Raw genomic sequence first — 12,680 nt, 5'->3', positions numbered from 1 at the left:
GCAGCCGTCTTGGGTTCGGCGGCTGCGTAGTCGAATGTCAGTGAAGCTTCCCCGGCAGGCTCAGGTCGCCGGATGCGACGTCGAAAACATCTGTGACGCACAGCAAGGGCGCATGGATGTTAGCGTTCACTCGCAATGCAGAAGTGACACCATCGTAAGCGACACCATCCAGTTCTACTTTGCTGGCAAAGCCGGCATTCACCGAGATTTCGGGCCCGTCGAACAAAGGCGTAAACCCAGGGCTGTCCAGAAAGATCGGGAACCCAGGCCATGTCGCAGGTAGCTTGGGCGAGGAACCCTCGGGGATGTCACGTACGGCAAGCGCGTCGGGTCCGCACGCTTCGGTCGGGGTCAACACAACCCAGTGGCTGTGCCATTCGATGCCGTCATTCGCCGGATCTCCGTCGCCGTTCTCGTCAAAAAGCGGTGTGTCATCAAAATCTGGATGACTGGTTGCGGCCATTGCAAGGATGCCTGTGCCGCCTTCGAACCCAACGACCGAAGGGTCCAAAGAAGTAGGCCAGACATATGACCAGACATCTGATCCACCAACCTCTCCGGTTGCCACCGGAACCGAGGCGCCAGCCGCTCCATTCGTTGTCATGTGAAAAGTGACCGTGTTTCCATTGCGATGCGCATGCGCTGCCAGAATGTCAAAGTCCACGACTTTACTGGCGTCCGGCGAAGATATGATGGCGCCATCTTGATGGATGGCATGGTTCCCATCTGCAAGAGCCGTGCCTCCGATGACCAGCGCCAAAGTGGAAGTGAGCATTGAGAGTTTCATGAGTGTCTCCAATCAAATAATATCGAGTCGCTACTATAGTGAGAAATGCATTGCAACTATAATTTCGAGTCGCTACTAAAAGTGTTATGAACACAGATCATCGCATACGCACGCTAATCAACCGTTTGGCCCGTATTGATGCTTCCGAAGGATGGGCGGGAGATTTGAACCCGACTCAGAGGATGGCGCTGGAATACCTCGCACAGGCGAACATGTTTTCGCGCTCGCCGTCGCAAGTTGCAGAGTATATCGGAACAACCCGTGGAACGATGTCACAAACGCTCAAGGCTTTGGCGCGCAAGGGCTATGTAGAAGAGCAACGCAAAGAGCTTGATCAACGGTCGATCTCTTATGACCTGACCAAGGAAGGGGTCAAAATTGTACGTCAGCCGAACCCTGTTGCACAGGCAATTGGAGATATGCCCGTAGAAAACCAAGTCATGCTTGAACAGGGTCTGATGCAAAGCCTCAGTCTGGCTCTGGCCGCAAATGGAGGCCGATCATTCGGCCAATGCAAATCCTGCACATACCATGATACCACGACGGAAAACGGTTTCTGCAAACTGTTGGGTGTATCATTGGACGTCGGTGAAAAAGACAAGATCTGTATCGAGCACGAGGAAGCCAGATGAACCATTTTGATTTATCGGCGAACATCGACGGCATATTTGTCGGAGCGGTCAAAGATTGTTGGGAAGGCAAACCTCCATCGGCCATTCAAAAAGACAGGGTGGACGGGCGGCAGTTGATTACCTCGCTCGGATTTTCCGAGGATGCACAGGCAGATTTGACCGTGCATGGAGGCGAAGACAAAGCCATCCATCATTATGCTTTTGATCACTACTCGGCTTGGCAAGCAGAGGGCCTAATAGCACCCGGCACACTGCCAGTGGCGTTCGGTGAGAACATTTCAACAACGGGGCTGACCGAGGAAAACCTCTGCATTGGCGACATCCTGTCACTGGGTACGGCGGTTGTTCAAATCAGTCAGGGGCGGCAACCGTGCTGGAAACTCGGGCTACATACGGGGCACAAGGAAATGCCTTACCAGTTTCAGAAGACGGGCCGAACCGGATGGTACTATCGTGTGCTCGAACCTGGCGAAGTTGGTTCCGGTGATCGGATTACCTTGGTTGAAAGGTTAAATCCCAATTGGTCTGTATTGGCCGTCACACGTGCAAGGTTGACTCGTCGCATTCTGCCAGAAGATGCCGAGGTGTTGTCTCAGATGAAAGAACTGGCTCAAAGTTGGCGACAAGCGTTCTGCCGAATGGCGGAAGGCAACGCCATGGAGGATACATCGGCGAGACTAGGTGCCTGAGGCATTCTATGAAGCATTTAAGCCGTGGTTGGCGATAACGCACCTTCCTCGAACCGAAAACAATCGAGAATACGAAAGCAGCCAGCCGCCAAATATCAATCCTTTGGCAAACCGAACTCAATTGAGACATAAGCCTTAGCTTCGATGAAAGTTAGTAGCCTTGGGGCAGAACTACTTGACGTTAGGGTCAGAATTGAATGACGCAAACTGCTCATTGCTTGAGGACACCCTCTGATGGGCATGTTTCTCATATCACGTCGCGGCGAGGTCACCCGCCGCTTGAGCAAGAATCCAGTCAACCCCACGCAGAAAATCGTCTATTGTCAGGGGGCTGTCTTCTCCGCTCGAGGCTGAGAGCACAAACCCATGTGCATAGTCGATCAGCACGTGAACAAGAACATCACCGCCATCGCTGTTTTCGAGTTGGTCCGTGCTGACTTTTAATTCCTCGGCCACGTTCATGAGGTCCGCGCTCATGAGCGTTACATCGTCTAGGATTGCACGGAGTAGATTGGCGTTCTTCAAAGCGCAACCATAGTAAGTCGCCATAATGCAGCGTGCGCGTTTGACCGGGTTGCCACCATTCACTCCATCCAAGACGCCTGCAAAGGCAAGTTCCACCAGATCGGACAATAGTTGCTTCTTGCTACCTGCGTGATAGGTCACGGCCATCGGAGTGACGTCAAGCTGATCGGCAAGTATGCGAAACGATAGCGCATCAACACCTTTGCTTTGGGCAATCGGCAATGCGGCCTGCAGGATCACTTGCTTCGAAAGGCGCTGTGCAGCCTTTGACGGTCGCCCTGGTGGAGAAGCTTTCGTCACCTGGTTTTCAGTCTGTAATCGAGATCTACCAGACCGGAGGAAAAGCTGCTAACCGAAACCAATTCCAGATCAACGTCACCTTCTGTTTTACCAAAGATCCGAATGCCTTCACCGATCAGAATGGGAACCAAGGTAATCTGCATGTCCTCAATCAGCCCGGCTTTGAGGAAGGATTGGATGATTGCACCGCCATCCACATAAACTCGATTGTAACCACGCGCGCCAAAATCCTCCATCAAATCAGTGGGTGTTTTGTCTGAAACTTCAACTCTATCGCGCAGTTCATCTGGAATGCCTGAGGGTTTCATTGAGCGACTGAGAACCACCACCGGTTTCGTGTAAGGCCACTCCCCAAATCCCAGAACTGTCCGGTACGATCCGGACCCCATCACGATCACGTCGACGCTACTCTGAAACGCGGCGAACCCGTGATCTTCGTCGGCAGTGGGTTGCTTTTCCAACCAATCCAGCCTGTGATCTGGCCTTGCGACAAAACCGTCTAGGCTCATTGCCATCATGATATGTCCTGTCGGCATCTTCTGGGTCCCTGTGATTTATTTATATGCTGTATAATAACGGCTCTGAGGATACTCAAGGGGAATGACTGCTACGATTGACCCAGAATCCAGTCCGAGAAGGACTGTACTGCGCCGGTTGGAGCGGAGCTATGCGGTTGAACCAAAAAATACCCATAGTCGGGCAGATCGGTTTCCGACAACCGAAACAGTCTTTCAGCATTTAGATCGTCCCGAACCAGATCATCCATCAAAGCTATTCCCTGTCCGTCGATGACTGCTTGCGCCCGGACATTTGGGTCAGGAACGATTAGCGCATCTCTCCTTGATTGTCGGGGAAGCTTTGCGACGTTCAGCCAATCAGACCAGGCGTTGCTGTCATCACGATCTCTCAGCAGCGTAAGATGCGATATTGCCTCTTTCATTCCTAACTCTATCACTAGGTCAGCTGCCGCCCGGTCACCCACAGGATAGGGCGGCATGGGCATGAATGGAGTAACGGTGCCGCCGATCCAATTCCCGTTACCCCACCTGATTGCAAGATCCACATCCTGCATCTCAGCTTCTGAAAACTCGATCATCGGTTGAATGCGAATCTGTACGTCCGGGTGGCTTTGCATGAATGACATCAGGCGTGGCGACAGCCAGCGCGCAGCGAAATAGGTCGAGACCCCAACGGTTAGAGAACGCGTTGAAATCCCCTTTAATGCATAAATTTCAGCTTCGATTTCTTCATATCGGGTCTGGCAGATCGCGAGCAGTTTTAATCCTTCACCAGTGAGTGTGACACCACGCGATGTGCGCTGGAACAGGATCACCCCAAGATCGGCTTCAAGCGTTTTGATCTGATAGCTGATGGCGCCCTTTGTCATGTTGAGCGCCGATGCTGCCGTCGAGAAGCTGGAATAACGAGCAATCTCGGCAAATAGCCTGAGTAAGTCATGGTGATGAAATCGGGTACTCATATTCTTAGTGTACAAATTTTCTAAACGCTAAGAGTAGTTTTTTTCGATTTTCAAACATGTTTTTAAGGTCGACAACCGCATTCAAGCTCGTGGAGCGATGAAATGAAGTTGGACTTGTTGAACGCAAAAGCAAAAACACCGACACCGGCGGGGCACCGCGGCCGCGCGCGCAGGCGCCGCTTGGCCCGTAGTATTGCCCCTCCTGAGAACACACCGTTCACAGGTCGCAGGATACCTGCATACAATCTACTAAGTGAAACGGCCCTGACCCGGATCGAAGATCAAGCCGATTGGATTCTAAGCAATATTGGCGTCGAGTTTCGGGGGGATCGAACGGCACTGGATCACTTCGCCCAAACGGGTGCCCGCATCGATGGCGATCGCGTGCGGTTTGAATCGGGTCATGTCCGTGCGCTTTGCGCTACGGCCCCAAGTGAATTTCAGTTGCATGGCCGAGACCCGGTCAGAACGGTGACACTTGGCGGTGACAACGTTGTGCTGATGCCGGGATACGGCTCTCCCTTTGTCAGCGATCTGGTGACGGGCCGACGATATTCGACGCTGAAGGATTTCCGCAATTTCGTCAAACTGGCCTACAGTGCGGCTGCCCTGCACCATTCCGGCGGCACGGTTGTCGAGCCGACAGATATACCGGTGAACAAACGACATCTGGACATGATGCTGGCGCATCTGACACTCTCAACCAAGCCCTTTATGGGCTCTGTTACGGCACCCGAGCGCGTGCGTGACAGTATCGAGATGGCACGCCTCGCCTTTGGACGCGACTTCATGGAGCACCACGCGGTGATGCAGGCCAATATCAACGTCAATTCGCCATTGATTTATGAGGATACCATGTCAACGGCTCTGCGTATCTATGCGGAGGCAGGCCAATGTGTCTGCGTCTCCCCTGCGATTTTCGCGGGTGCCATGGGGCCGCTTTCGCCGGCGGCGGTGGCGGCGCAAACTCTGGCAGAAGCGATGGTTGGCATTGCGCTTGCGCAACTGGTGCGCCCCGGTTGTCCGGTGGTGTTCGGCTCGTTCCACTCCACAATGAACTTGCGCACGGGCGCTCTAACCTTTGGATCGCCCGAGGCGAACATGACCACGATGGCGCTGACACAATTGGGACGAAGGCTTGGCGTACCTGTGCGCTCTGGCGGTGGGCAGATCACCGCCTCCAATGCGCCAGATGGGCAAGCGATGCAGGACAGCACCGGTGCCATGTGGTCCACGCTTTTGTCCGGAGCCCATCAGGTCTGGCATGCGGCAGGCTGGCTCGAAGGTGGGCTTGTGATGTCCTACGAGAAATTCATCATGGATCTCGACCACTGTGGCGCGATGCTGAAACTGCTGCAGGGCTTCGAAACGAATGAGGAGGCATTTGGCCGTGATGCCTATTTTGAAACGGGCCCGGGCGAAAATTTCCTGTCGACCAATCACACGCTGCGCCACTATGCGGCAGCGAATTTTGAGCCACAGATTTCTGACGCCGGGCCATTCGAGACCTGGTCTGAAAATGGTGCTCTCACGTCAGACCAACGCGCCACGGCGCGGTGGCATCAGATGTTGTACGATTACCAGCGTCCTGAAATGAAACCTAGCGTACAAGCCGCGCTTGAAGACTTCGTGTCAGAGCGCAAAGCGCGAATGCCGGATGAATGGTACTAGAACGGAATACCCAAGACCCAAGAACTCTGCCGGGATTGCCAACTTGCTTAAGCCCGATTGAAGAACGTCGGCGCCTATGTCGTCAGGAGGACATTTCGCGGGCATAGCTGATCCAAAACTGGAAGGCATCTGATCGGGCATGGTGGTATAAAGCTGAAGCAAGTTGATAGCGGGGAGACGGGAGCTGATGGTGATCTGGTCATGGGCAACCAGAAATCTCTGAGCCTGCCAGAGTGACTTGTTCGGACCGATGATCTTTTCGCGTTTTCGGGTTGATTGGTGGGATCCTTCAATCCGGTTACTTCGACCCTTGTGCACCGCGCAGTGCTGGGCTCAGGTTTTTGAAGACACTGAACAATTTCAAAATTTGATTTCGAGAACGAACTCACTTCGGTGTTGTCAGTCGCCTTTGTTCTCGCTCTTTTCTTGTCTTCGCATTGATACCGGCTCGGGCCTATTCAGCAATTTCGTTGATCAATCGTGTCTCGAGAAGTTGACCGTTCTGGTAAAGGACCGGGTAAGCAATCGATGCAATATGACTGTTGAACTCCCGGAAAGCCCGCAATGTCTCTAGATGAATATCACTGGTTTCGAAGCTTTCCGTTGTTCCATGCTGCAACCGGCGCAGGTGACGCTTGCGGCTTTCACGTTCCACGCGTTTGATTTCGGTTTTTTCAAGGCTGAGAAGCCGGGCGCTTTCCAGATCGTCTGAAACAAGTACATTTGATGCCAGTTTCATGTTTGCAAGAATACCTTCATGCATCTGAACAAGTTCGGACCAGCCATCTTGCGAAAAGCTTGAGCCTTTGGCCCGCATTTCACCGGCCAATACAGTCAGGCGTTTGGCAACAACGTCACCCGCCGTTTCAAGCCTGATCGCAAACTCCATAAGGTCGCGTGCGGTTTTAGCATCGTGTTTTTCATATAGCTCAGGGGGTATCGCGGCGACGAAGGCTCGAATACCCGAGAGGCACCGGTTTACGTCCTCGTCAATGGCCTGAACTGACCGGATCCGTTCTTTGTCTCCGCTGCGGTAAAGTTCAAGAGCAGGACGGAACATGGTTTCGAGAAGGTCGCTCATCCGCAGCAGCTCACGCTTGAGGCTCGGCAAGGCCTGATTGGGATTTGCCACATCTTCCATGTCCAATGCGCTGACCGGTTGTGCGGGTTGCGACTTCTGTACTTTCTGCTGGTCTGGCAAGAGCCTTTCGAGCAAGTTCTGCCAGTGTCCACAAAACGGAAGGGCTAAAACCAAAAGCGACAGGTTGAAAGCAAGATGCACGTTGACTAGCATTTGCCCCCCTTGCGGGTCGCCCAAAAGCCCGGTTCGTAGGGCAAAATTAGCTGCAAACAAACTAGCCAACGCCCAACTGCCTCGCAGCGCCAAATTTGCATAGGGTATTCGTCGGGCAGTCACTGGCATTCCTCGGGTTAGCCATACCGGAATGAAGGCCGAGCCAAAGTTCGCGCCAAAAACCAAAGACATTCCGGCGGCAAATGGGATCGCTCCAATTTGCACAAGTGTCACACACATAAGGATGGCCGCAACCGAGGAATGCATGACGAAGGCTAAGGCACTCCCGACAAGAAATGCAGTGATATAGTCGCGCGACAAGTAATCCGCGACTGTGGGTAAAAATGCACTGTCCCGAATTGGGTCCATCGCCTCACGAAGGAACCGAAGTGAGATCAGGATAAAGGCAACGCCCATCAGAATGCGCCCTAGTTGTCGGGCTTTTTTGGCTTCGGTCTTGACGAATAGATAGCCTCCAATCGCCAGCAGCATTGGAATAAGCCAGTCCAACCGGAACGTAAGAATCTGGATGATCAGTGCTGAACCTAGATCGCCTCCGAGCACAATCGCCAGACCGGCAGGAAAACTCAACATTCCACTGGCAGCAAACCCAGAGGTCAACAGCGCCACTGCCGCCGAACTTTGCAGTACAACCGCCATCATCAGACCCACAAGTGAGGCCTGCAGGTAACTGTGCTGTCGCGTCAAAACGCGCTGGAACGACGCTCCATAGCTGCGCTCAATTCCAGTGCGTACCATTCGAACTGCAAAAAGTAGCAACATCGTCGCGCCAGCAAGGCTGATTAAAAAGCTGACTATCGCCATGCTCTACCTCACTCCCAGGGTTTGCTTGGAATAACAGGGTGCGCTGCAATCCTGCCAACCAACGACCGGAGACCGACCCGGTGATTTTGCGGACGAGTAATTTCGATAAAACGCTCAGCGCCCGAGTTTGCTGAAAAAAATCGGACGCGCCTGTTCCACCGGGAAAACGCATTCACTTTCTTGGTGGTAGGCAGTGGCCCTTGGCGCCATAATTGAGAATTGATCTCCACGTCCATTGACCACTGTTTTCCTGGAAGCAGAGAGAGCAACGGCGTGTTTTGCTCTAAAGGTATGGCCACAAAGATTAACATTCGTCCTTAATCGCGTTGACAACAATGTCGATTGCACAGTCGAGATCCTTGCGCGTGATCGTTAGCGGCGGTGACAATGTAAGCACACACCCCTGACTGATTTTGTAGCTTAGGCCAGCTTCCAAACAAGCATAATAGATCCGCTCGGCTCGTGCATTTCCAGGTGTCTTGTCGGCACGGTCATCGACAATTTCGACACCAAACATCAGACCACGGCCGCGAATGTCACCGACGATCGGGATATTCTGAAGCTCACCCATCAGACGATCCATAGCGTGCTCGCCCAACTCAGCCGCCCGGTCAACCAACCCCTCATCTTCGATGATTTGTATTGTGGTAAGCGCGGCGCGTGCAGTCACCGGGTTTTTTTCGTGTGTATAATGTCCAATGGCAAAGTCTCCGCAGACGTCCAGTTTGGTTCGCGCGATACAAGCTGCAATCGGCAGGATGCCTCCGCCAAGTGCCTTACCCAAGGTGACGATGTCAGGGATAATCTCGTCATGCTCAAAGGCAAACATCTTGCCGGTCTTTCCAAGCCCCGTGGGAATCTCGTCCATGATCAAGAGAGCCCCGTGACGATTACACGCCTCCCGCACAGCTTTCCAGAAGCCCGGTGGCGGCACATAAGGCACCGCGCGCATAGGCTCAGCGATGACCGCAGCTACGTCTCCCTCGCGTTCTAGAACGAACTCGACCATTTTTGCACAAGCCAACCCACAGGTATCTGGGCCGGCGTGATTGTACGGGCATCGGTAACAGGCAAAAGGTGCCACGTGCTCTGCACCCGGGAGAAGCGGGCCGGCTATATGGCTGCGAAATGTCGCCTCGCCGCCGACGCTTGCGGCGCCAAAACCGGCACCGTGGAAGGCATCCCAGAAGCTAATTGTTTTGAACCGACCGGTGGCAGCGCGCGCTATCTTGAGAGCGACCTCGTTTGCATCAGAGCCGCCGGTCGTAAACAGCATTTTCCCAAGGTCGTCTGGCGCGATTTCGGCGAGCTTTTCGGCCAATTCAACCGCGGGATCATTAGTGAAGCGACGGGGTGCGAAAGACAGGTCATCCAGTTGCGCCTTGATCGCGGTGATCAAACGGGGATGTCCGTAACCGATATGATGCACTGAATTGCCATGGAAATCCATGTAACGGCGGCCGTCCAGGTCTTCGACCCAAATCCCCTCAGCTTTGGCAATGGTGCTAACGCATGGCGAGGACAGTGACTGGTGGAGAAACGCGTTAGCGTCGCGTTTCAGCAAGGGTGAAGATTTAGGCCCTATAGATTCCTTCATCCATGCTTTTCGCGCGCTGGAAGTATTGGATTCGCCTTCCGTGTGGACGATTTGTGACATGCTTTTTCCTCAACGCCGCTTGTGAAAAAATGCGGACCTCGCAAAGTCCGCCAGTACCAGGGAGGAACTTGTGGTGCCCCGACCCGGGTCGGGACGGGGCACAAAAACTAGCGTGGCCAGGGCAGCGAGTAAGTTTTTACGTTAGTAAAAAACTTCATTGCCTCGATGACACCTTCTTTAACCCCATTACCGCTGTCCTTGATGCCTCCGAAGGGGGACATTTCGATACGGTATCCGGGTTGTTCCCAAATGTTGCAGGTGCCCACGTTCAGACCGTTGATAAAGGCAATCGCACGGTTCAAGTCGTTCGTACAGACGCCTGAGCTGAGGCCGAATTCGGTACCGTTCGAAATACGCATCACCTCGTCGTCATTGTCCGGAACCCGAACGATGGGCACAATGGGGCCAAAGGTTTCTTCCATCACCAGCTCGCTGTCATGGGGGACCTTATCGACCACGATGGGCGGCAGTAGTGCACCCTGACGGCCCGGATGATAGAGGATTTCTGCGCCGTCGGCCTCGGCCATGTAAACGCGATTTTCGAACAGTTCAGCTGCCTTGTCATGGATGACACAGCCCAGTTCGGTCTCGGGGTCTTGTGGGTCGCCGAACTTGATCTTCTTCGCCTTTTCCAGAACCAATGGCACAAACTTGTCGGCCACGCTTTCTTGCACCAGAATACGTTTGATCGCAGTGCAGCGCTGACCCGAATTGCCGGTGGCGCCTGCCACAGCAATGGTCGCGGCCTTCTCAAGGTCCGCGTCAGAAAGATCGTTCAAAACGATCAGAGGGTCATTGCCCCCCAGTTCCAGAGCTTGCCGCTTGTAAACACCTTTTTCGGCGATCATCTTACCCACCGGCACGCCGCCGGTGAATGTGATGATGTCGATGTTTTCATTGGTGATCATCTCGTCGCCAATGTCACCTGGCCAGCCGGTAACCACTTGGAACATCTCGGGTGGTAGACCCGCGTCGTAGAGGATGTCAGCTAATGTCAGCGCCGTCAGCGGCGTCAGTTCCGTCGGCTTACACACCATGCAGTTGTTGGTCGCGATTGATGGCGCGATCTTGTGGCTGACCATGTTAAGTGGATGATTGAATGGTGTGATTGCCGAAATCGCATTCACCGGCTCGCGCATGGTGAATATTTTTCGATCTTTGCCATTATGGGTCAGGTCGCATGAAAAGATCTCGCCATCATCCTTCATCGCCTCAGCGGCGGCGAACTGATAGACATCTTGCGCACGCTTGGTCTCATAAATCGCATGCTGGTGACAGATACCCAGTTCCAACGTCAGCCATTTGGCAAGGTATTCACGACGTTCACCAATCAACTCGCCCGCACGCTGCAGGATCTGGCTGCGCTCATACCGTGTGAGCTTTGGAGTGTAATTCGCCGCGACTTCGAACGCTTTGCGCGCATGTTCTGCCTTGCCGGCGGGTACATGCCCGACAATCTCGTTTGTGTATGGGTACAGAACCGGCACCGTTTCGTCGGTAAAGACGATCTCGCCCCCGATGCGCATTCCTTCATTGCGGATTTCGATTTTAGACATGGTTTGATCTTTCATGGATTACTGCGCCGCCGCTGTAGTTGCATAGAAAAACGCATCAAAATTGCGCAACTCGGGCGCAGTCCCCAAGTCGATAACCCGGTTTACGATGAATGGAACTTCCTGCTCGGTCAGTCCACCGTGGCTGCGCAGCGGCTCGTTGAGAGCGGCCAGATCGTGGCGGTCTTCAGAGGTACCGATACAGATGTTTTCACCCGAGACCATCACGATATCACCAATGCGGTCACCGGGCAGTTCAAAACGCTTGATCGCTTCTTCCTTGGTCAACACGTGGGTGATGCCGGGTGTAGCTTTCAGTTTGCCGATGATGTCGTTGCGATCCGCGTCTTCGGGCAGATAGCAGGTGGCAAACGACCCGAGTGCGCCGTGGTGCACCACATAGGGGTCCGTGATCGGCAAGATGACACGGGCCGCGTCCTTGCCCAGCCATTCATCCACCAGATCCTGCACATATACCACGCTGGGCGAGCCATCGGCGTGGTGCTTGGGCTTCATGCCGTGGTCGGCGGTGACCACGATGGCAGCGCCCATGGCGTCCAGTTCGGTCAGATATTTGTCAAACATCTCATAGAATGCCTTGGCCTCGGCTTGATCGGGTGCGTATTTGTGCTGCACGTAGTCGGTGGTGGTCAGATACATCACATCTGGTTTCCACTCTTTCAGCAATTTGACACCCGCAGCAAAGACAAACTCGGACAACTCTGCCGAATAGACCTCGGGTTGGGCCATGCCCAACCATGCGCTTGCTTTCTCCTGACCATGCTCAGCCTGGGTCGACGTGTCGGACTTTTCCGCAGAGAAGCATTTGGCCCGGTCGTCGTCGAACTTTAGACCCGCCCCCAACAACGCGCGCAGCTTGTCCTTCGCAGTGACTATGGCCACCTTGGCGCCAGCGTCATAGAACTGCTTGAACACGGTCGGTGCACGCAAAAAGCGCACATCGTTCATCATCACTTCTTCACCACTGTCCGGATCAATCAGATAGTTTCCACAGATGCCGTGCACGATAGGCGGACGGCCAGTCGCAATGCTGAGGTTGTTAGGGTTGGTAAACGACGGGATCACCGAATGGGCCAGCCGGTCAGTGCCGGTTTCGCGCATTCGCTTGAGAGTCGGCATCAGACCGTCAGCAATAGCTTTGTCCAGGTATTCTGGCTCACAGCCGTCAAGGCAGATGGCAATGGCGGGCACTTTGGGCATCGGGTAGACACGCTCGTTGGCTTCAACAGGGGTGTGGATGGTCATT

General features: G+C 53.9%; 11 protein-coding genes. 3 read left to right on the top strand and 8 right to left on the bottom strand.

Features of this window, described 5'->3' with window-relative positions; all coding sequences use genetic code 11:
• Window positions 1-37: 37 nt before the first annotated feature.
• Complete coding sequence (locus AC2FH8_RS14170; protein ID WP_496690053.1) at window positions 38-787, bottom strand: hypothetical protein; 750 nt, start codon at window positions 785-787, stop codon at window positions 38-40.
• Between the two features lie 86 nt (window positions 788-873).
• Between AC2FH8_RS14170 and AC2FH8_RS14165 the strand changes: the two genes are divergently transcribed.
• A complete protein-coding gene (locus AC2FH8_RS14165) occupies window positions 874-1,419 on the top strand; it encodes a MarR family winged helix-turn-helix transcriptional regulator (protein WP_496690052.1) in 546 nt (181 codons plus the stop codon).
• Window positions 1,416-2,108, top strand: coding sequence for an MOSC domain-containing protein (locus AC2FH8_RS14160; protein ID WP_496690051.1), 693 nt, complete (start codon window positions 1,416-1,418; stop codon window positions 2,106-2,108). The genes AC2FH8_RS14165 and AC2FH8_RS14160 overlap by 4 nt, the downstream gene beginning before the upstream one ends.
• A gap of 252 nt (window positions 2,109-2,360) precedes the next feature.
• Here the strand turns inward: AC2FH8_RS14160 and AC2FH8_RS14155 are convergent, their stop codons facing one another.
• From AC2FH8_RS14155 to AC2FH8_RS14145, 3 genes are all read right to left on the bottom strand, one after another.
• Window positions 2,361-2,933, bottom strand: a complete 573-nt coding sequence (locus AC2FH8_RS14155; protein ID WP_496690050.1) for a TetR/AcrR family transcriptional regulator — start codon at window positions 2,931-2,933, stop codon at window positions 2,361-2,363.
• Window positions 2,930-3,448 (bottom strand): dihydrofolate reductase family protein, encoded by a 519-nt coding sequence (locus AC2FH8_RS14150; protein WP_496690049.1) that lies wholly within the window; start codon window positions 3,446-3,448, stop codon window positions 2,930-2,932. Before AC2FH8_RS14150 ends, AC2FH8_RS14155 begins: the two co-directional genes overlap by 4 nt.
• A 92-nt stretch (window positions 3,449-3,540) precedes the next feature.
• Window positions 3,541-4,413: a LysR substrate-binding domain-containing protein gene (locus tag AC2FH8_RS14145; protein ID WP_496690048.1), complete on the bottom strand. Its 873-nt coding sequence runs from the start codon at window positions 4,411-4,413 to the stop codon at window positions 3,541-3,543.
• A 102-nt stretch (window positions 4,414-4,515) separates the two neighbouring features.
• Between AC2FH8_RS14145 and AC2FH8_RS14140 the strand changes: the two genes are divergently transcribed.
• Window positions 4,516-6,084 (top strand): trimethylamine methyltransferase family protein, encoded by a 1,569-nt coding sequence (locus tag AC2FH8_RS14140; RefSeq protein ID WP_496690047.1) that lies wholly within the window; start codon window positions 4,516-4,518, stop codon window positions 6,082-6,084.
• Window positions 6,085-6,538: 454 nt separating this feature from the next.
• Here the strand turns inward: AC2FH8_RS14140 and AC2FH8_RS14135 are convergent, their stop codons facing one another.
• The 4 genes from AC2FH8_RS14135 to phnA form a co-directional block, all read right to left on the bottom strand.
• The gene (locus AC2FH8_RS14135; RefSeq protein ID WP_496690046.1) at window positions 6,539-8,203 is read right to left on the bottom strand and encodes a Na/Pi cotransporter family protein; all 1,665 of its coding nucleotides are present in this window, start codon (window positions 8,201-8,203) and stop codon (window positions 6,539-6,541) included.
• 304 nt (window positions 8,204-8,507) lie between these two features.
• Window positions 8,508-9,860: a (R)-1-hydroxy-2-aminoethylphosphonate ammonia-lyase gene (gene pbfA / locus AC2FH8_RS14130; protein ID WP_281973209.1), complete on the bottom strand. Its 1,353-nt coding sequence runs from the start codon at window positions 9,858-9,860 to the stop codon at window positions 8,508-8,510.
• A 107-nt stretch (window positions 9,861-9,967) separates the two neighbouring features.
• The gene (gene phnY, locus AC2FH8_RS14125) at window positions 9,968-11,431 is read right to left on the bottom strand and encodes a phosphonoacetaldehyde dehydrogenase (protein WP_496690045.1); all 1,464 of its coding nucleotides are present in this window, start codon (window positions 11,429-11,431) and stop codon (window positions 9,968-9,970) included.
• 3 nt (window positions 11,432-11,434) lie between these two features.
• The gene (gene phnA, locus AC2FH8_RS14120; RefSeq protein WP_271949911.1) at window positions 11,435-12,679 is read right to left on the bottom strand and encodes a phosphonoacetate hydrolase; all 1,245 of its coding nucleotides are present in this window, start codon (window positions 12,677-12,679) and stop codon (window positions 11,435-11,437) included.
• Window position 12,680 lies beyond the last annotated feature (1 nt).

Source organism: Ruegeria sp. CDSC025, assembly GCF_059610805.1.
Note: the sequence above shows the minus strand (reverse complement) of the source record. Positions and strands in the feature narration are given on the sequence as shown.